Source organism: Enterobacter sp. R-1.6.2 (assembly GCF_035064085.1).
Taxonomy (GTDB): Bacteria; Pseudomonadota; Gammaproteobacteria; order Enterobacterales; family Enterobacteriaceae; genus Enterobacter; species Enterobacter asburiae_B.
This window is the reverse complement of the sequence record NZ_JASEYI010000042.1, coordinates 1-17,793: the sequence shown is the minus strand read 5'-3', so window position 1 is coordinate 17,793 and position 17,793 is coordinate 1. Positions and strand designations below refer to the sequence as shown.

20 protein-coding genes and 4 pseudogenes are annotated in these 17,793 nt (G+C 59.8%); 18 read left to right on the top strand and 6 right to left on the bottom strand.

Annotated features, from left to right (window positions below; all coding sequences use genetic code 11):
* Positions 1-69: hypothetical protein (locus QMN93_RS24485; RefSeq protein ID WP_223720289.1), on the top strand; the 69-nt coding region annotated here is incomplete at its 5' end.
* A gap of 12 nt (positions 70-81) precedes the next feature.
* Here QMN93_RS24485 and QMN93_RS24480 read toward each other — a convergent pair.
* The 3 genes and pseudogenes from QMN93_RS24480 to QMN93_RS24470 all read right to left on the bottom strand — a co-directional run.
* Positions 82-291, bottom strand: a pseudogene (locus QMN93_RS24480) (transposase); the annotation flags it as partial.
* A 276-nt stretch (positions 292-567) separates the two neighbouring features.
* Positions 568-684, bottom strand: a pseudogene (locus tag QMN93_RS24475) (transposase domain-containing protein); the annotation flags it as partial.
* A complete protein-coding gene (locus QMN93_RS24470) occupies positions 629-892 on the bottom strand; it encodes a transposase (protein WP_004118209.1) in 264 nt (87 codons plus the stop codon). The pseudogene QMN93_RS24475 and the gene QMN93_RS24470, both read right to left, overlap by 56 nt.
* A gap of 14 nt (positions 893-906) precedes the next feature.
* Between QMN93_RS24470 and QMN93_RS24465 the strand changes: the two genes are divergently transcribed.
* The 16 genes and pseudogenes from QMN93_RS24465 to QMN93_RS24390 all read left to right on the top strand — a co-directional run bounded on the left by QMN93_RS24465 (position 907) and on the right by QMN93_RS24390 (position 15,472).
* Positions 907-1,170, top strand: coding sequence for a hypothetical protein (locus tag QMN93_RS24465; RefSeq protein ID WP_001295708.1), 264 nt, complete (start codon positions 907-909; stop codon positions 1,168-1,170).
* Between the two features lie 241 nt (positions 1,171-1,411).
* Positions 1,412-1,693 (top strand): helix-turn-helix domain-containing protein, encoded by a 282-nt coding sequence (locus tag QMN93_RS24460; RefSeq protein WP_032652852.1) that lies wholly within the window; start codon positions 1,412-1,414, stop codon positions 1,691-1,693.
* Between the two features lie 34 nt (positions 1,694-1,727).
* Positions 1,728-2,297, top strand: a complete 570-nt coding sequence (gene hsp20 / locus QMN93_RS24455) for a small heat shock protein sHSP20 (RefSeq protein ID WP_004118809.1) — start codon at positions 1,728-1,730, stop codon at positions 2,295-2,297.
* A gap of 105 nt (positions 2,298-2,402) precedes the next feature.
* Entirely contained in the window at positions 2,403-5,252 is a 2,850-nt protein-coding gene (gene clpK, locus QMN93_RS24450) for a heat shock survival AAA family ATPase ClpK (protein WP_108090230.1), read from the top strand.
* A gap of 199 nt (positions 5,253-5,451) precedes the next feature.
* A pseudogene (locus tag QMN93_RS24445) lies at positions 5,452-6,220 on the top strand (ATP-dependent metallopeptidase FtsH/Yme1/Tma family protein); the annotation flags it as partial.
* The gene (locus tag QMN93_RS24440) at positions 6,171-6,311 is read left to right on the top strand and encodes an ATP-dependent metalloprotease FtsH (protein ID WP_023205099.1); all 141 of its coding nucleotides are present in this window, start codon (positions 6,171-6,173) and stop codon (positions 6,309-6,311) included. The pseudogene QMN93_RS24445 and the gene QMN93_RS24440, both read left to right, overlap by 50 nt.
* Positions 6,312-6,398: 87 nt before the next feature.
* On the top strand, positions 6,399-6,857 hold the full coding sequence (gene hsp20-GI, locus QMN93_RS24435; protein WP_015065596.1) for a small heat shock protein sHSP20-GI: 459 nt from the start codon (positions 6,399-6,401) through the stop codon (positions 6,855-6,857).
* Between the two features lie 22 nt (positions 6,858-6,879).
* Positions 6,880-7,794 carry a heat resistance protein YfdX1 gene (gene yfdX1, locus QMN93_RS24430; RefSeq protein ID WP_015065597.1) on the top strand — a complete coding sequence of 305 codons (915 nt, stop codon included), beginning with the start codon at positions 6,880-6,882 and terminating at the stop codon, positions 7,792-7,794.
* A gap of 102 nt (positions 7,795-7,896) precedes the next feature.
* Positions 7,897-8,784 (top strand): heat resistance protein YfdX2, encoded by an 888-nt coding sequence (gene yfdX2 / locus QMN93_RS24425; protein ID WP_058800014.1) that lies wholly within the window; start codon positions 7,897-7,899, stop codon positions 8,782-8,784.
* Between the two features lie 89 nt (positions 8,785-8,873).
* Positions 8,874-9,485, top strand: coding sequence for a heat resistance membrane protein HdeD-GI (gene hdeD-GI / locus QMN93_RS24420; RefSeq protein ID WP_096835082.1), 612 nt, complete (start codon positions 8,874-8,876; stop codon positions 9,483-9,485).
* 79 nt (positions 9,486-9,564) lie between these two features.
* Positions 9,565-10,710 (top strand): hypothetical protein, encoded by a 1,146-nt coding sequence (locus QMN93_RS24415; protein ID WP_004118192.1) that lies wholly within the window; start codon positions 9,565-9,567, stop codon positions 10,708-10,710.
* The gene (gene trx-GI / locus QMN93_RS24410) at positions 10,700-11,140 is read left to right on the top strand and encodes a heat resistance system thioredoxin Trx-GI (RefSeq protein ID WP_323630738.1); all 441 of its coding nucleotides are present in this window, start codon (positions 10,700-10,702) and stop codon (positions 11,138-11,140) included. Before QMN93_RS24415 ends, trx-GI begins: the two co-directional genes overlap by 11 nt.
* Positions 11,141-11,143: 3 nt before the next feature.
* Positions 11,144-12,853: a heat resistance system K+/H+ antiporter KefB-GI gene (gene kefB-GI, locus QMN93_RS24405; RefSeq protein WP_323630737.1), complete on the top strand. Its 1,710-nt coding sequence runs from the start codon at positions 11,144-11,146 to the stop codon at positions 12,851-12,853.
* A gap of 2 nt (positions 12,854-12,855) precedes the next feature.
* Complete coding sequence (psiE-GI, locus tag QMN93_RS24400; RefSeq protein WP_001514138.1) at positions 12,856-13,353, top strand: heat resistance protein PsiE-GI; 498 nt, start codon at positions 12,856-12,858, stop codon at positions 13,351-13,353.
* Positions 13,331-14,296 (top strand): zinc metalloprotease HtpX, encoded by a 966-nt coding sequence (locus QMN93_RS24395; protein ID WP_108090232.1) that lies wholly within the window; start codon positions 13,331-13,333, stop codon positions 14,294-14,296. Before psiE-GI ends, QMN93_RS24395 begins: the two co-directional genes overlap by 23 nt.
* A 24-nt stretch (positions 14,297-14,320) precedes the next feature.
* On the top strand, positions 14,321-15,472 hold the full coding sequence (locus QMN93_RS24390) for a S1C family serine protease (protein ID WP_000323730.1): 1,152 nt from the start codon (positions 14,321-14,323) through the stop codon (positions 15,470-15,472).
* 224 nt (positions 15,473-15,696) lie between these two features.
* On the opposite strand, the pseudogene QMN93_RS24385 reads toward QMN93_RS24390, so the two are convergent.
* Positions 15,697-16,086: pseudogene (locus QMN93_RS24385) on the bottom strand (transposase); the annotation flags it as partial.
* 230 nt (positions 16,087-16,316) lie between these two features.
* Here QMN93_RS24385 and QMN93_RS24380 point away from each other — a divergent pair.
* Entirely contained in the window at positions 16,317-17,312 is a 996-nt protein-coding gene (locus tag QMN93_RS24380) for an IS110 family transposase (RefSeq protein WP_058800017.1), read from the top strand.
* Positions 17,313-17,496: 184 nt separating this feature from the next.
* Here the strand turns inward: QMN93_RS24380 and QMN93_RS24375 are convergent, their stop codons facing one another.
* Both QMN93_RS24375 and QMN93_RS26290 read right to left on the bottom strand, forming a co-directional pair.
* Complete coding sequence (locus QMN93_RS24375; protein ID WP_248352130.1) at positions 17,497-17,730, bottom strand: hypothetical protein; 234 nt, start codon at positions 17,728-17,730, stop codon at positions 17,497-17,499.
* Position 17,731: 1 nt separating this feature from the next.
* The coding region (locus QMN93_RS26290) for an IS1 family transposase (RefSeq protein WP_072058478.1) at positions 17,732-17,793 on the bottom strand (62 nt) is incomplete at its 5' end.

The following is a 17,793-nucleotide window of genomic DNA, read 5'->3' as shown; positions in this document are numbered from 1 at the left end:
CCGAGAAAGACACTGAAGTTCAAAACACCGAAAGAGATAATTGAAAGGGGTGTTGCATTGACAGATTGAATCTACAGTAGCCTTTTTTAATATTTCATTTTCCATTTCAATACGTTGTAGCTTTTTCCTGAGCTCACGGATTTCAATTTGTTCCGGGGTAATGGGGGAGGCTTTTGGTGTTTTGCCCTGCCGTTCATCACGTAATTGTTTCACCCATCGCGTCATTGTGGAAAGGCCGACATCCATAGCGCTGGCTGCATCTGCCACGGTGTAGTTCTGGTCAACGACCAGTTGAGCGGATTCGCGTTTAAACTCTGCGCTGAAATTTCTTTTTTTTCATTATGACACCTGTGTTGTTCTGAGGTGAGCATATCACCTCTGTTCAGGTGGCCAAATTCAGTAAACCACTTCAGGACGCCCCGGGTGATGCAAGTACTAGTTCGATGTGGTTTGCGACCATATATCCGGCGTCGTTAGTAGGTTCAATGACCTGCGCCATGATGTTATCCGAGCCCTGTTTCCTAATCACTACACCGGTATTTGATTACCCAGGTCAACTTCAGGCTGTTACAGGGACGGCAACCGTGTCAGCACATCCTTGAGATAGGCATACGGATCGTGCCCATTATTACGGGCCGACTGGATCAAACTCATGATCGCAGCAGCGCGCTTGAGTATGCGAACCCACGCCGAGCATTTGAGAAGGCAACGGGATGAACGCTGGCTGGATAGCCGTGGTTTTCTGGGTAGGCAGCCGAATCCATTTGTGGTCGAGGTTGGCATTGAGGCTGTAGCCCAAGGCGATGTTTGCGATGGAGGCACCGGGTTCAGAACACTCCTGAATGACCTGAGCCTTGAAAGATTTGCTGTAGGTACGGCGCTGAGGGCGCATGGAAAATCCGCTTGATGGGCCATGGCCTTCGGCGGCGGTGTCGGGAAGGTGTGTTGGCCGGACGGATACTGTTGAACTACGTTGTCTGGGGCAACGGAAGTGTTTCGGCCCGACTCTGGAACGCGATCCGCAGCGACGACTGGGCAATTCCGCACGTTGGCCTGAGCAGCCTCGGGGAAATCGTCGTCTGGGCGCGCCCAGACGAGTTTCCGCCAAGGAACATGCAGACGAGCAAGGGGCTGCGGGCACTCGGCTACAACGTGAGGATCGGTGTTTGATCGAGGCGCCTGTGGCACACGCAGGCTGAGGAGCCAGGCGCTGTCCATTGCCTGATCAGGCCGCCCCCCTGTGCCTTGCCTGAGCAGTTGACCTGCATCAATGGGGCGGGAGAACGCTGCACATTGACTCTTGAAGTTATTCATAGTAGGTCTAATATTACAAAGTATTGCAAGGATTTCCTTGGCCGGAACCGCAAAGCGACGCGATTGGAGAGGGTGAGATGAAAGCGCACCTACAGGGATGAAAGCGCACCTACAGGTGATTTTCACGCTCGATGAATTGGCTGCGTACTTGAAAGTCGGCAAGCGGACGCTTTATCGGCTCGCCGCACACGGGGAAATTCCGGCTTTCAAGATGGGCGGGACGTGGCGGCTTCGTCAAAGTGAAATCGATCAGTGCATCAATGATCAGACCCGAGCCGGAGCAAAGAAGGAGGTGATGCGCAAGCGTGAACAGCAGAAGTCATCCGAGCAGCCCGTGTCGCCTGGGCGCACTGCCCGTCACAGCAGGCAAAGGGCTTGAGTAACTCGTTTTCCAATTTTTCTGGAGGTATGGCATGGACATCGATTTCAAGAAGTTGGCTCCCTGGAACTGGTTCAAGAACGAGCAGCAAGAGCAGCAGACCGTCTCTTCCCTGCCGGTGCAGCGCAATGACCTGCCAGCGGCGAGCGGGCCAGTCAGCCCGATCCTGCAACTGCATCGGGAAATCGACCGGCTGTTCGATGACGCATTCCGGGGCTTCGGTTTTCCGGCGTTGAACATGCCGCAGTGGCCATCCGATTGGTCGGGCATGCTGAAGCCGGCCCTGGACATCCAGGAAACCGACAAGCAGTACAAGATTACCCTGGAAGTGCCCGGTGTCGAGGAGAAGGACATCCAGATAACTCTCGACAACGACGTGCTGATGGTGCGTGGCGAGAAGCGCCAGGAACAGGAGAAGAAGGAAGGTGGCTTCCACCGTGTGGAGCGCTCCTACGGCAGCTTTCAGCGTGCCTTGAACCTGCCTGACGACGCCAACCAGGATTCGATCAAGGCATCGTTCAAGAACGGGGTGCTCACGGTCACGATCGACAAGCGCGAGGTCAGCGCGCCGAAGCAGGGACGCTCGATCCCGATCAACGGCTGACGTCGCAGGCTCGTTCGTCACAAGAAAAACCCGGCACGAGACGAGGAGTCGCGGCTCGCGATGCCTCGTCGCCTCAACCTTGTCAACCTTCTCAGGAGCATCAGCATGGCCAGAAAACAATGCCAGGTCTGCGGCCAACCCGCCACCATGCGGGTAGAAGCCAATCTCAACGGTCGTAACAGCACCATGCTGTTGTGCGACGACCATTACCGGCAATTAGTGCGCCAGCAAAAGCGCACCGTTTCGCCGCTGGAAGCCTTGTTCGGCTCGCGCAGCGGCCTGTTCGAGGACTTCCTCGGCAGTGACTTCTTCCGCATCGGCGAAGACGCGACGCCAGTTGCCGCCGATACCGATGACGTGGTCGATGCCTCGTTTGGCGAGCCCGCCACCGCAGGTTCGGGTGCGCCGCGCCGTCGCGGCAGTGGGTTGGCCAGCCGCATCAGCGAACAGTCGGAAGCCTTGCTGCAGGAGGCCGCCAAACACGCTGCCGAATTTGGCCGCTCCGAGGTGGATACCGAACATCTGCTGCTGGCGCTGGCCGACAGCGACGTGGTCAAGACCATCCTGGGTCAGTTCAAGATCAAGGTCGATGACCTCAAGCGGCAGATCGAGTCTGAGGCCAAGCGCGGGGACAAGCCCTTCGAGGGCGAGATCGGCGTGTCGCCGCGCGTGAAGGATGCGCTCAGCCGCGCCTTCGTGGCCTCCAATGAACTCGGCCATTCTTATGTCGGTCCAGAGCATTTCCTGATCGGTCTGGCCGAGGAAGGCGAAGGGCTGGCCGCCAACCTGCTGCGCCGCTACGGCCTGACGCCGCAGGCGCTGCGCCAACAGGTCAGCAAGGTGGTCGGCAAGGGCGCCGAGGATGGCCGCGCTGAGACGCCGACCAACACGCCAGAACTCGACAAGTACTCGCGCGACCTGACCAAGATGGCGCGCGACGGCAAGCTCGACCCGGTGATCGGCCGCGCGCAGGAGATCGAAACCACCATCGAGGTGCTGGCCCGGCGCAAGAAGAACAACCCGGTGCTGATCGGCGAGCCGGGTGTGGGCAAGACCGCCATCGTCGAAGGGCTGGCGCAGCGCATGGTGGCGGGTGAAGTGCCCGAGACCTTGCGCGACAAGCGCCTGGTGGAACTCAACATCAACGCCATGGTGGCCGGCGCCAAATATCGCGGCGAGTTCGAGGAGCGCGTGCAGAAGGTGCTGAAGGAGGTGACCGAGCACCAGGGCGAGCTGATTTTGTTCATCGACGAGGTGCACACCATCGTCGGTGCCGGCCAGGGCGGTGGCGAAGGCGGGCTGGACGTGGCCAACGTGTTCAAACCGATGATGGCGCGCGGTGAACTCAACCTGATCGGCGCCACGACGCTGAACGAGTACCAGAAATACATCGAGAAGGATGCCGCACTGGAGCGGCGCTTCCAGCCGGTGACGGTGCCCGAGCCGACGGTGGCCCAGACCATCATGATTCTGCGCGGCCTGCGCGACACCTTCGAGGCGCACCACAAGGTCAGCATCTCCGAGGACGCGATCATCGCGGCGGCCGAGTTGTCCGACCGCTACATCACGGCGCGCTTCCTGCCGGACAAGGCGATCGACCTGCTCGACCAGGCGGCCGCGCGCGTGAAGCTGTCGGCCACGGCCCGGCCGGTGGCCGTGCAGGAGCTGGAGTCCGAACTGCACCAGCTACGGCGTGAACAGGATTACGTGGCCGCGCGCAAGCAGTACGACCAGGCCGCCGAGCTCGGCAAGCGCATCGAAGCCAAGGAGGCCGAGCTCAAGAAGCTCGTCGAGGACTGGGAGCGGGAGCGGGCCTCCGGCAGTGCCGAGGTCAAGGCGGAACACGTGGCGCAGGTTGTCTCGCGCCTGACCGGCATCCCGGTCAACGAGTTGACGGTGGAAGAGCGCGAAAAGCTGCTGCACTTGGAACAACGGCTGCACGAGCGCCTGGTGGGACAAGACGAGGCGGTCCGTGCCGTGGCCGATGCCGTGCGGCTATCCCGCGCCGGCCTGCGCGAAGGCAGTAAACCGGTGGCTACCTTCCTGTTTCTGGGCCCGACCGGGGTGGGCAAGACCGAGCTCGCCAAGGCATTGGCCGAATCGATCTACGGCGATGAGCACGCCCTGTTGCGCATCGACATGTCGGAATATGGCGAACGCCATACCGTGGCGCGGCTGGTGGGCGCGCCTCCGGGCTATGTCGGTTACGACGAAGGCGGTCAGCTCACCGAGAAGGTGCGGCGCAAGCCCTACAGCGTGCTGCTGCTCGACGAGATCGAGAAGGCACACCCTGACGTCTACAACATCCTGCTGCAAGTGTTCGACGACGGTCGCCTCACCGACGGCAAGGGCCGGGTGGTGGATTTCACCAACACCATCATCATCGCCACGTCCAACCTGGGTTCGGACATCATCCAGCGACGGCTGAAGGCGCGTGAGGCGGCTGGCGAGGAGTACGAAAAGACCAAGGCCGAGGTCATGGACGTGCTGCGCGGCCACTTCCGGCCCGAGTTCCTCAACCGCATCGACGAGATCATCGTCTTCCATGCGCTGGGCAAGGAGGAGATCCGCCACATCGTCGGCCTGCAGCTCGATCGCGTGGCGCGCAGCGCCGCCAGCCAGGGCGTGACGCTCACTTTCGATCAGACGCTGATCGACCATTTCGCGGAAGAAGGCTACAAGCCCGAGTTCGGTGCGCGTGAACTCAAGCGCCTGATCCGCAGCGAGCTGGAAACTGCGCTGGCGCGCGAGATGCTCGGTGGCGGCATCGGCAAGGGCGATCACGCCAGCGCACGCTGGGACGACAAGGCCGAACGCGTGGTGTTCGAACGCAAAGAGCCACCGCAGACCCCGGCCGAGCCGGAGCAGCCGGATGTCGCGAAGGCGACCGAGACGCCGCACGGCGACGCTGGCAAAGACTCGAGCAAGAAGAAGTCGGCGAGCGACGCATCTTGATGGCGGGCGAGGCTGCCGTGTCCGACTCCATCAGCCTGGCATGGGCAGCCTCCCTGGCATCGATCGCGGTGGCGGTCGTCTACAAGCGTGATCCGCGGTCGGCCACGCCGTGGGGGCTGCTCATCAGCGGCGGCACTGCGCTCCCGCTCGCTGGCCATCCGTTTGCGTGACGGTGCGGCCCGTCTGTTCACCTGATCCTCTGGCAACTCGACTTTCGAGGAACACGGTCCATGGAAAAAAGAATCAATGGAATACCGGCTACTGGATCGTTGCCCTCCTGCTGTTGCTGAGTTTGCAGAGCTACTGGCAGACGGCGAAAACCGTCGAGCCGGTGCCCTACAGCGAGTTCGAGAAGGCGCTGGACGAGGGGCGCGTGGCCGAAGTGCTGGTGTCGGATCGTACGGTGACCGGGCGCCTGAAGTCGCCGGACAGCCGGGGCAAGACGACGATCGTGGCAACGAGGGTCGAACCCGATCTTGCCGATCGCCTGTCGAAGTACGACGTACCCTATGCCCGCGTGTTGGAGAGCACCTGGCTGAGCGATGTGCTGTCGTGGATCCTGCCAGCGGTATCCTTCTTTGGCGTCTGGTTCTTCCTGTTCCGCCGCTTCGCCGAGAAGCAGGGCATGGGCGGGTTTCTCAACATCGGTAAGAGCCGCGCCAAGGTGTTCGTGGAAAAGAACACCGGTGTGACGTTCGCCGATGTGGCGGGGGGGGGGGATGAGGCCATGGCGGAGCTGGTCGCGATCGTCGATTTCCTGAAGAATCCGCAGGACTATGGCCGTCTCGGGGCGCGCATTCCCAAGGGCGTGTTGCTGGTCGGCCCACCGGGCACCGGCAAGACATTGCTGGCCAAGGCTGTTGCCGGGTGGCCGAATCGACCCAGGCGCGCATCGATCAGGCTATCCGCGACATCGTGATGGGCGTGTTCGAGCGCGCCTACCGGATTCTCGACATCAACCGCGCGGTGCTGGAGCGCTGTGCGCGCGAGCTGCTGGCGCGGGAAACGCTCGACGAAAGCGATATCCGTCAATTGACTCAAGGACTTGTTCGGAACTGAAAACAGTAGTAGCTGCCATTCAGAGTAAACCGACGGCTCTGTTCAGTGCGTCATCCAATTCGTCGGCATTGTTCAAGGAGAACCGATATGTCTGCATTGACTCCGTGGGACCCCTTCCGGGAACTGGATGAATTGCAAAACCGCCTGGCGACGATGTTCGGACGAATACCCCAGCGACAGGGCGCCCGTACCGGCAACGAAGCCAAGACCACGGCGGACTGGGCTCTAATGGCGGACATCAGCGAGGATGAGAACGCATTCCTCCTCAAGCTGGATCTGCCGGAGGTCCCCAGGGATGCCGTGCGCGTCAGCGCGGAAAACGGTGTGCTCACCATCAGCGGCGAGCGCAAACTGGAAAAAGAGGAGCAGGGCAAGAAGTTCCACCGCATCGAACGTGCCTATGGCCGCTTTGTGCGCAGCTTTGTCTTGCCTGACAACGTTGATCCGACCAAGGTGACGACTTCCATGAAAGACGGCGTGCTGGAAGTGCGGCTTGTCAAGGCCGAGCAAGACAAACCGAAACAGATTGAAATCTCAGTCAACTAACTTCAATCAGGAGCCCAAGATCATGAATATCAAACAGCCACAATACACCTTCTCCGCACTTGCCCTGGCGGTCGTCGTCGGACTGAGCGGACCGGCTCTGGCCCAATCGGCGGCAGGTTCTAGCCCAGGTGCTGCAGCACCCTCTGCCGCATCCAAGGCGGCACAGCCACAGGTAGATGACAAGGCCGCCCGGGAAGCCGATAAAAAGCGTGCCGAGCTCACTCAAGACGCCATCACGGCGCTCACCAAGACCCAGGAGGCTTTGACCCTCCTTGATGCAAACAAGACCAAGGAGGCGCTTGCTGCGCTGGAACTGGCCAGCGGAAAGCTGGAACTGGTATTGGCACGCGACGCTAAACTTGCTTTGGCGCCGGTCGATGTACGCGTCATCACCCACGATATCCACGCCAACGTGGAATCGGTAAAGAAAGCGGTCAAGTTGTCTCGGGAGTTGTTGAGTGATGGCGAGGTGCAAAAGGCCCGGCCCATCGTTGCCAATCTGGCCAGCGAAATCGTAATCGAAACCGACAACCTTCCGATGGCAACGTACCCGGCAGCGATCAAGTCGGCCGCACGGCTCATCGACAGCGGCAAGATCGACAACGCCAAAGCGGAACTCGCCCGAGCACTGAACACGCTGGTGGTGACCTCGGTCGCCTTTCCTCTGCCCGTGCTACGGGCCGAAGCCGCGATGGCAAAAGCTGAAAAGCTGGCCGAGACCGACAGGCGCGATGCCAGGCAGAACGAGGAGCTCAGCACCTTGCTGTCGTCCGTGCGCACGGAGATCGAGATGGCGCAGATCCTGGGTTATGGCAAGAAGGCGGACTTCAAACCCATCTTCGATCAGGTGAAGTCCATTGAGCAAAAGTCAGCTGGTGGCAAAAGCGGCAAGGGATGGTTCGACGAGTTGAAGACGCGCATCCAAAAGCTGTTTTGAGGTGATGAAGGGGCTGACTGCTCTGTCGGTCAGTCTCGCGATGTTCGCATTCAGCCCCAATAGATTCGCCTATTTTCACTATCTCATACGAGGCATATCACCATGAATGAGCAAACACCAAATCCCAATGCGACGAACGAAGGAAAAAACGAACAGGCCGCGGTAAGCAGCCTTCCTGTCAGTCCAGAGTCCAAGCCTGAAGTCGTCACGGAGGTACAGCCTGAGGTTCAGAAAGAAACGGACTCGCAGGCGGCAGACAAACGTAAACAAGTCCTCGATGAGGCAGTCTCGGCCTTGTCGCTGACCAAATCAGCGCTGGCCGCACTTGACGGCAAGGACACTGCACGCGCATTGGCAACGCTGGCCGAAGTGACGGGAAAGCTGGAGCTGATCGTCGCGCGCGAACCCACGCTCGCCCTGGCCGGCGTTGATGTGCGCACCATCGTGCACGACTTGTTCGCCAACACGGAAACCATTGAGGCGATGACCGACGAGGCGCTGGATGCCCTCAAACATGGCGAGGTGCAACAGGCTCGCCACATGCTGGCTTTGCTGGCCAGTGAAATCGTGATCACGGTCACCAACATCCCTTTGGCGTCCTATCCCGCAGCCGTGAAGGCAGTCGTGCCGCTGATCGATCAGGGCAAGATCGAAGAAGCCAAAGCCGCGCTGCAGTCAGCGCTCAGCACGCTGGTCGAGGAGCGCAGCGTGCTTCCGCTGCCCGTCCTGCGTGCGAAGCTGCTCCTGAAGCGCGCCGAGCCCCTGGTAGAAGATGGTCAGCGCAGCGAAGCATCCAATGAGCGCCTGGAGACATTGTTGAACGAAGCCCGGCAGCAGTTGGAAATGGCAGAACTGCTGGGCTATGGAAAAAGGAAGGACTTTGAGCCCCTGTACGCTGAACTCAAGAAAATCAAGGAAAAGACGGGAGGGGGAGGCTGCGGAAAAGGCTGGCTCGATGAAGTCAAGGCAAAACTGTCCAGGTTGTTCTGAAACCGCTGGAGAGGGGGCGCATAGCACCCCCTCTCTTGTCCCATGAGTGTTTGATTTTTTATTTTGTATAGATCTTTAGGAGATATTGCATGAACACAGACACCATCGCCAATTCCAGTGCGGATGACCCCACCAAAGCACTGTGTTCGCTGAGCCAAAATTGGTGGCTTTTTGTGCTGCGCGGTGTCTTGGCATTGATTTTTGCAGCCCTCGCGTTCTGGATGCCACAATCGGCTCTGTTGGCCATGACCATCATGTTCGGCGCATTTTCCTTGGTCAATGGCGCGTTCAACTTGTTTGCAGCGGTGCGCCATATCCAGAAAAAAGAGCGCTGGGGCTGGCTGCTGTTCAGCGGCATTGTCGGCATACTTACGGGCGTCGTCGTCCTGGTTGCTCCTTGGGTCGCCACGATAGTCTTGGCTTCTTTTTTATGGGCTAGCGTGGGCTTCTGGGCGATTTTCACCGGTGTGCTGGAGATATCCGCCGCCGTTCGGCTGCGTCGGGAAATCAAGGGTGAAATCTGGCTTGCCCTCAGTGGACTGCTCTCGATTATCCTTGGTGCTATCGTCTTGTGGATATTTTTTACCCGTCCGGTCGAGTCATTCGTGGCCGCAGGCTGGCTGTTGGGTTTCCATGCGGCAGTCTATGGCGTCACGCTTTTGTTCTTGAGTTGGAATCTTCGCAAAACGCGCCTGGGGTAAGAGCGTGCCAAACCAAAATCTATGGATATGAGCATCCTCGATTCATGCCTCCATAGAAATGACATCGAAGGAGTCATACATGCAGATACAATATAGCTATCGAGCTATCGACAAAGAGTTTCATGAACCTTGGCAGAGAGCTTTGGGAAATGTGATCGAGCACGCCCTCAAGCCATTGCTCGACAAACACACTAAAGATTCAGCGCGACTTCAAATCGTCCTTGATCGCGACAAGATCAAGCGGCAATTTCTGGCCAGTGGCTATATGCACCTGCCCGGCAAAAAGATTGTCAGCGTTACTGCATCACATGACGAGCTGACGCCCCTCGCGCAGATGCTCGCACAGTCGTTGTTCCGTCAGGCCAAGAAGCATTTTGACCGACTGCATGCTCAGGATCAAATCAAGCGCAAAGCACGACGCGAGCGCTTGCGCGAGCTCAAGGTGCGGATTGCCGCAAAACCCGCATCAGCCGCCCATGAGGCCGAGGTGACCCGAATGCCTCTACTGTCGAAACTTGAGGCTGTCGCAAGGCGTGAGCTGGCTTATCTGCGGGCCGTCGGCGATTTACCGCGCGATTATCCGACGCTGCGCGACGTGGTGGATGAAGCGATTGTCCGAGCTAAGGTGGAATGGCAATCCGTGCCGGGGGAAAAAGAGGCTTACACCGGTCTTTTGAAGCATCTGTTCGCCGTCCTGGATAACGAAGTGGCAAGCAGCCGGCAATTTGGCGAATTCGTTTCTCTGGACGCGCCGGTCGAACCGGATGCCCAAGACGTGGCCGAGGCCATGGTGGAAGAGGAAATCTTCGAATTTTATCAGCACGATGACACACTCAAGCTGGCCGATATTTTCGCTGGCAGTCAGCATCCCGATGTCGCAACGATCGCGGAACAGGAGGAGCTGATTGATCGGTCGAGCGAGTTCGCTTTTGCATTTGACCTGCTGAAGGACATGCCGCGTTTGTGGCGGCGCATTTTTCTGCTTATCCGTGTGGACGGGCTGAATGCCAGCAGCGTCTCTGAAATCCTGCTGATTCCTAGTAAGGAAGATGCTGTCCGAAGGTGGCTCATGCAGGCCGAAGCATTCATCGCTGCTCATCTGGAAGAGGCCGGAGTAAGCAAAAACGGGAACGATTGGCTCCAAGGCGTTGATTGGTCGGCATTGTCTGTGACCCGAAGCGAGGCAGCCTCACTGTGGTCCAAGGAGGCGAACCATGAAGAATGATCTTCACCTCGTCTGCCCGCATTGCCAGTCCATCAACCGCGTACCGACTGCGAAGCTATCGGAACATCCCAACTGTGGCCGCTGCCAGCAGCCCTTGTTTACGGGCGAGCCCATCGAGTTGACCACGGCGACGTTCTCGCGCCACGTGGAGCGCAGCGATCTGCCGCTGCTGGTCGATTTCTGGGCGCCATGGTGCGGGCCGTGCAAGATGATGGCGCCACAGTTCCAGCAAGCGGCGCACCAGCTCGAACCGAGGATCCGGCTGGCGAAGGTGAATACCGAGGCTGAGCCCCACCTGGCCGCGCAGTTCGGTATCCGCAGCATCCCGACGCTCGCCCTGTTCCAGGGTGGGCGGGAGATCGCCCGTCAGGCCGGCGCGATGGGCGCGCAGGACATCTTGCGCTGGACGTCGACGCAAGTGGGGCGCTGACCGATGCAGGGCTTGCTCGGCACTACGCTAATCCTGCTGGCGGCTTGCAGCCTGGCGGCGATGGCCACGGCGGCGTTCAGAGTGCCCGCCTTGCTGGGGTATCTCTCTGTCGGCGTTGTACTGGGCCCCTCAGTCATCGGCGTGATCGCGCCGGGGGAGACGCTGAGCTTTCTGTCCGAGCTGGGCGTGGCGCTGCTGTTGTTCATGGTCGGACTGGAATTCTCCCTCGGAGACTTCTGGCTCGCCCGCAGGACGGTGCTGATGGCGGGCGCTCTGCAGATGATCGCCGTGGCCCCGCCGCTGATCCTGCTATTGATGTGGCTGGGGCAGCCCGGCCAGAGCGCCGCGCTGCTCGGCACTGCGGCGGCCATGTCGTCCACGGCGCTGGTCAGCCGACAACTGGCCGACCAAGGCGAGCTCACCACCCGCCACGGACGCAGTGCCATCGCCGTGCTGGTCTTTCAGGACCTGGCCAGCGTGCCCCTGCTGGCCTTGCTGGCGATCTGGGCGCGCGGCGAGTCGCCGAAGATCGAGCATGTGCTGCTCGAAGTATTCGGTGTGCTGCTGCTGTTCGCGGCAGCGGCCCTCGTCTCGCGCCGTCTGTTGCATGGCCTGCTGGGCTGGGTGGCGCGGCGGGGCCACGAGGAATCGTTCGTGCTCGTCTCCTTGTGCGTGGTGGTGGCTGCCGCCGCTGCTGCGCACGCGGTCGGCGTATCCGCCGCCCTGGGGGCCTTCCTCGCCGGGATGGTGCTGGGCGAGAGCGACTTCCGGCACCACATGGAAAGCCACCTCAGGCCGTTTCGCGATGTGTTGTCGGGCGTGTTCTTCGTGACCATCGGCCTGCAACTGGACGCAGCACAGATTCTTTCGGCACCGCTGGCGGTGCTGGCGTGGCTGGTGGTGCTGGTACCGGTCAAGATCCTGCTCAATACGCTGGCCTTGCGGGCGACGCGCCTGTCCGCCCTCGATGCCTGGCGCACGGGCATAGCGTTGGGGCACGGCGGCGAGTTCGCCCTGCTGTTGTTGGGCACGGTCTTGCAGCAGCATCTGATCCCCGCGACCGTCGTCCAACCCATGCTGGTCGCGCTGGTGCTCAGCATGGCCCTGGCACCGCTACTGATCCGCCATCACGATGTACTTGCCCGGTTCTTGAGCCGCACCGGCGGCGTCATTCAGCCACCCCAGGCTGAAGAAGTCGAGATCGCCGCGCAGACGACGCGATATCGAGACCATGTCATCGTTTGCGGCGCGGGCGAGCTTGGCCTGACAGTCAGCGAGATTCTTCGCCACGCCGGCGTGGCGCATCTGCTGCTGGAGGCGGACGCGCAGAAGGTAGAGGCCGCGCGTGCCGCCGGCGCGCCGGTGTTCCATGGCGATGCCAGTCGGCCCGATACCTTGCTGGCTGCCGGCTTGACGCATGCGCACTTGGTGGTGCTAACGTTCGCCCATGCCCAGCAAGCGTTGCGCATCGCCCAGGCGATTGCCGAGCGCCGTCCGGCGCTAACCTTGTGGGTGTCATGCAGAAGTACGACCGCGGCCGATGCATTTCGCGCCATGCCTAACGTGCGCGTGTATCAGCAATCCTTTGCCGCAGCTATTGGGCTGGCGGAACAGGTGATGTCGACGCTTGGCATGTCGACCGAGTTGATTGAAGGACACATCAGCGCAATGCGCCGCCGTCGCGACAGCAGCCGTTTTCCAGGGAGTTCATAGTCATGAAATCAAAACGCCTTAACCCATTTCAGGTCTTGCGTGACCAATTGGCCATCATGAGTTTTTACGAGCGCTTCGAGCAGGTCGTCGCGCTCGTGCTGTCGGCGGTGATCGCCGTCATCATCATGGTGTCGCTGTTCCAGCTCATCTCCATCGTCTTCACGCTGCTGGTTCTCGATGCCTTCAATCCCCTGGACCACAAGGTATTCCAGAGCGTGTTCGGCATGATCATGACGCTCTTGATCGCGATGGAGTTCAAGCATTCCATCGTGCGCGTGGCGCTGCGTCGGGACAGCATCATCCAGGTTAAGACGGTGGTCCTGATCGCGGTGATCGCACTCTCCCGCAAGTTCGTCATCCTCGACTCCGACGCGAGCCCCGCAAAGATAGCCGCGCTGGCAGGCGCCACGCTGGCTCTGGGTGCGACCTACTGGCTGCTGCGCAAGCGCGGCGACCGCGCCGCCGAGACCTCTGAGCATGACCCGTCATCATCCGAGTGATCCGCGCACTGCGCTCTTGCAACACCGCTGGCTCAACCGCCTGCAGACCGGGCTGTTGGTCCTGACCCTGGTCGGGATCGCAGCCGCAGCAGGGAGACTGCCATTTGGGGAAGGCTGCCTGTGGCTCGCGCTGTTTGCCGTTGCAGGTGCGTTGCTGCTGGAACCGGTAGCCGCGTCGGCGCTGAGCTTGCGCCTGTACCGCGTACGGGCCTTGCACCCGCAACAAGCCCACGAGATGTGGGCCCTGTTGCGCGAGCTGCCCGCCCGTGCCGGTTTGCCCGCCACGCCGGTGCCGCACTATGTGCCCAGTGCCGTCGTCAACGCCTTCGCCACCGGATCGAAGCAGGAGGCATCGATCGCCCTCACCGATGGCCTGCTGCGCAGCCTGAGCCCACGCGAGCTGGCGGGTGTGTTCGCGCGCGAGGTCGCGCACATCGCTAATGAGGATCTGCGTGTCATGGGGCTGGCGGATTCCGTCAGTCGCCTCACGTGCCTACTGGCCCTTATGGGACAGATCGCGATCCTGCTCAGCCTGCCCGCGCTGCTGGTTGGCGCGGCGGAGGTCTATTGGCCTGGTCTATTGTTATTGGCCGCATCGCCCCAACTGGCCCTGCTCGCACAGCTCGGCTTGTCTCGCGTGCGTGAGTTCGACGCTGACCGCCTTGCGGCGGAACTGACTGGCGACCCGCAGGGGCTGGCGTCCGCGCTGGCGAAAATCGAGCGGGTCAGCCGCTCCTGGCGTGCCTGGCTATGGCCGGGATGGGGCAATCCCGAGCCCTCCTGCTTGCGCACGCGTCCGGCAACGCAAGAGCGCATCGCACACCTGCTGACGTTGGCGCCTGGGCCAGCATCAGCGTTGCCACTCCGCGCGCCCCATTTTTTGCCGGAATCCGCTTTGGCGACGCGCCCACCGCGCTGGCGCCCGAGCGGGCTGTGGCGCTGATTGCCCATCAACAGGAGACGTCTCATGGCCTATCTCGACCCGTACCAACGCCCCGCGCCGGACCGCTTCGTCCGGCGCTGGCTCTTCATCACCGCCTGTATTGCCGCGCTCATGCTGCTGTGGCAGTTTCTGCCCGCCATCGAGGCCTGGTTCAGTCCGCGCGAGGCAGCAGAACGCACCGTGATGGCGCGTGGCGATCTGGCGGCGGACGAGAAAACCACCATCGAACTGTTCGAAAAATCGCGCGCCTCGGTGGTCTATATCACCACCGCGCAATTAGTACGCGATGTCTGGACGCGCAACGTGTTCTCCGTGCCGCGCGGCACTGGCTCGGGCTTCATCTGGGACGACGCCGGCCACGTCGTCACCAACTTCCACGTCATCCAGGGCGCGTCCGAAGCCACCGTCAAACTGGCCGACGGCCGCGACTACCAGGCCGCGCTGGTGGGGACGAGCCCCGCGCACGACATCGCCGTGCTCAAGATCGGCGTCGGTTTCAAGCGCCCGCCGGCCGTGCCGGTCGGCACCAGTGCCGACCTCAAGGTGGGTCAGAAGGTGTTTGCTATCGGCAACCCCTTCGGCCTGGACTGGACGCTCACCACTGGTATCGTCTCCGCGCTCGACCGCTCGTTGCCGGGAGAAGCGGGCGGCCCGGCCATCGATCACCTGATCCAGACCGACGCCGCCATCAACCCCGGCAATTCCGGTGGCCCGCTGCTCGATTCGGCTGGGCGGCTGATCGGCATCAATACCGCCATCTACAGTCCGTCTGGCGCCTCGGCCGGCATAGGCTTTGCGGTGCCGGTCGATACCGTCATGCGCGTGGTGCCGCAACTCATAAAGACCGGCAAGTACATCCGTCCGGCGCTGGGCATCGAGGTGGATGAGCAGCTCAACACGCGTCTGCAGGCGCTGACCGGCAGTAAGGGCGTATTCGTATTGCGCGTGACGCCGGGCTCGGCGGCGCACAGGGCCGGGCTCGTCGGCGTCGAGGTCACCGCAGGCGGCATCGTGCCCGGCGATCGCGTTATCAGCATCGACGGTATCGCCGTTGACGACGTCACCACATTACAGGCCCGGCTAGACGACAAGAACGTTGGAGATGTTGTGGTCTTGTTAGTGGAGCGGGCCGGCAAGACTCGCGAGATGCTTGTGGAACTACAACCGGGAGTTTGATGGAAAGTGGGTCATGGATCTGCACAGCGAAGCAGCCAAGCGACTTCAGCCTTGCGCCGAACTACGAGCCCTAGCTAGGGATGGTCTGAAGTAGCCCTGTATTTCCGGCTGACTTCAGCCACTGCTGATTTTGAAAGCGGTGAACCGATCAAAAACGATCGGATCACTCGCTCATTTCGGTGCTTTCAGCCGTCGCGAGCACCTTGCGACGGCCATTTTCCGCATTACAGGCGCACCTCTCCTGCGCTTGCCAGCAAATGTCGGCGGGCCATCCATAGGTTCGACAGGGCAAACAGCGTCACCAGTTGTGCAGTGTTCTTCACCAGCCCTCGGAAACGTACCTTGGTGTAGCCGAACTGCCGCTTGATCACGCGAAACGGGGGCTCTACCTTCGCTCGCACTTGCTCCTTGGCCTTCTCGATCTTGCGCTTGGCTTTGTACAGGGCGCTGCGTTTATCGAGCATCTTGTAGGTGCTGCGGCGTGCTGCGACCTGCCAGATCACTTCTCGGTCGGCATGCTCGGAGCGCTTTTCGACGCCTGTGTAGCCGTCATCGGCGCAGACGACGTTCTCGTCGCCGTGCAGCAGTTTGTCGACCTGGGTGACATCCGCCACGGTGGCTTGTATCTAACAGTTTGTGGTGATTAGCTACCACCACTGAAGCAGAGTGAGCCGCCCCCTTCCCTTAAGGTCAGAAAAGTCTGCACCACTGAACCTTGATTTGCAGCATATGGCCCTCCGCTTCTCCTTTCACGCCAGCACATCAGGTTGAACGGTTACCGGGAGCTCGACTCCGTATGTACAAGGCGAACAGGCGTGACGGTTTATGTGAGAGGAGTTTGACCATGTTTCCAGTCGGCATTGACGTAAGTAAAAACACCCTGGATCTTTGCATGCTTTATGACGGTATCAAAGGACGCATAAAAACCCGTAACATCCAGAATAACAGACATTCAGTTGAAAATATTCTTCGCTGGCTCAGGCTTCAGCACTGCGGTCCGGAAGATGTTCATGTGGTAATGGAAGCTACCGGTGTTTATCACGAACAGCTGGCCACTGAGTTACATGATGCCGGTTTCCGGGTTTCTCTGGCCAACCCTCACCGTAGTCGGGAGTTTGCGCGTGGCATGGGAATCATGACAAAAACGGATAAGGTGGATGCGTATATGCTGGCCTGTTACGCATTCCTTAAGAAGCCACACCGCTGGGAGCCGCCGGCACCCGAAATCAGATATCTCGGTGCACTCCTGCGACGGCGGGATGTTCTGCTGGGTGATGCCCTGCGTGAGGAGAACAGGCTGGAAAAATACCTGTCGACAGACACACCTGCAGATATTATCAGTTCCTGCAGGCGTATGGCGCAGCTTCTGCGCGAGGAGGTAAGTAATATCGAGCGGCAGATAAAAGCACATATCAAAGCCAGCCCTGCACTGAGGCGTGATTATACACTGCTGAGCTCAATTAAATCGGTTGGTCCCCAGCAGGGGATGCATATGCTGGTCGTGCTTCGCAGCCATAACTTTGTATCGGCTGAGCAGGCTGCCGCCTTTCTGGGCGTGGTGCCGATCGAGAAACGCTCAGGCACATCGGTCCGGCGCCGACCGCGGATGTCGAAAATCGGCCCCCCTCAGTTGAGAGCGAAGCTTTACATGTCCGCCCTGTGCGGAAAAATCTACAATAAGCGAATGCGTAATATTTACGATGAGATGTGCCTGCGGGGTAAACCTAAAATGGTGGCCATTGGCGCGCTGATGCGGAAACTGGTGCACTGGTGTTATGGCGTCCTGAAGACCGGAACCGTTTTTAATGACGAAAGCCTGAAACCGGTACTGTCAACCTGACTATACCAGGCTGGCATTAAACACAAGGTAACGCTCACTGCAATAAGTGAGCGCAGTCCGTTATGAGCGAAGAGCGGACATTGATGCCCCCACAGGCTTTGAAAATATTCAATATAATCGCTCCTTGAGTGTAAGTTAAGTAGCGGAGGAATGCATCCGCTACTTTTTAACGTTATGACAGTAATTAATATTTGAATCTTTTGTTTGGTATGATTTTCAGTTTTTTTGCTAAAGCTGTTAACTTTCTTAAGCGCCATTTAAGGGTGGACTCAGTTAATCCTTCCCCTGCAATACCTTTAAAAATTTCATAACAGGGCTGATCAGCATGTATTGCTTTCCAGAAATCCTCATACCCGTCATCAAGTATTTGAGCTGTAAGTGCCTCATTAAGCTCTTCAATATTAGGTAATGACTCCAACTTACTGATAGTGTTTTATGTTCAGATAATGCCCGATGACCTTGTCATGCAGCTCCAGCGATT

What these genes read in the sequence shown, in the direction of transcription:
- QMN93_RS24470 (WP_004118209.1), bottom strand. Translation starts at nt 892, where the DNA reads ATGCGCCCTCAGCGCCGTACCTACAGCAAATCTTTCAAGGCTCAGGTC.
- QMN93_RS24465 (WP_001295708.1), top strand. Translation starts at nt 907, where the DNA reads ATGGGCCATGGCCTTCGGCGGCGGTGTCGGGAAGGTGTGTTGGCCGGA.
- QMN93_RS24460 (WP_032652852.1), top strand. Translation starts at nt 1,412, where the DNA reads ATGAAAGCGCACCTACAGGTGATTTTCACGCTCGATGAATTGGCTGCG.
- hsp20 (WP_004118809.1), top strand. Translation starts at nt 1,728, where the DNA reads ATGGACATCGATTTCAAGAAGTTGGCTCCCTGGAACTGGTTCAAGAAC.
- clpK (WP_108090230.1), top strand. Translation starts at nt 2,403, where the DNA reads ATGGCCAGAAAACAATGCCAGGTCTGCGGCCAACCCGCCACCATGCGG.
- QMN93_RS24440 (WP_023205099.1), top strand. Translation starts at nt 6,171, where the DNA reads ATGGGCGTGTTCGAGCGCGCCTACCGGATTCTCGACATCAACCGCGCG.
- hsp20-GI (WP_015065596.1), top strand. Translation starts at nt 6,399, where the DNA reads ATGTCTGCATTGACTCCGTGGGACCCCTTCCGGGAACTGGATGAATTG.
- yfdX1 (WP_015065597.1), top strand. Translation starts at nt 6,880, where the DNA reads ATGAATATCAAACAGCCACAATACACCTTCTCCGCACTTGCCCTGGCG.
- yfdX2 (WP_058800014.1), top strand. Translation starts at nt 7,897, where the DNA reads ATGAATGAGCAAACACCAAATCCCAATGCGACGAACGAAGGAAAAAAC.
- hdeD-GI (WP_096835082.1), top strand. Translation starts at nt 8,874, where the DNA reads ATGAACACAGACACCATCGCCAATTCCAGTGCGGATGACCCCACCAAA.
- QMN93_RS24415 (WP_004118192.1), top strand. Translation starts at nt 9,565, where the DNA reads ATGCAGATACAATATAGCTATCGAGCTATCGACAAAGAGTTTCATGAA.
- trx-GI (WP_323630738.1), top strand. Translation starts at nt 10,700, where the DNA reads ATGAAGAATGATCTTCACCTCGTCTGCCCGCATTGCCAGTCCATCAAC.
- kefB-GI (WP_323630737.1), top strand. Translation starts at nt 11,144, where the DNA reads ATGCAGGGCTTGCTCGGCACTACGCTAATCCTGCTGGCGGCTTGCAGC.
- psiE-GI (WP_001514138.1), top strand. Translation starts at nt 12,856, where the DNA reads ATGAAATCAAAACGCCTTAACCCATTTCAGGTCTTGCGTGACCAATTG.
- QMN93_RS24395 (WP_108090232.1), top strand. Translation starts at nt 13,331, where the DNA reads ATGACCCGTCATCATCCGAGTGATCCGCGCACTGCGCTCTTGCAACAC.
- QMN93_RS24390 (WP_000323730.1), top strand. Translation starts at nt 14,321, where the DNA reads ATGGCCTATCTCGACCCGTACCAACGCCCCGCGCCGGACCGCTTCGTC.
- QMN93_RS24380 (WP_058800017.1), top strand. Translation starts at nt 16,317, where the DNA reads ATGTTTCCAGTCGGCATTGACGTAAGTAAAAACACCCTGGATCTTTGC.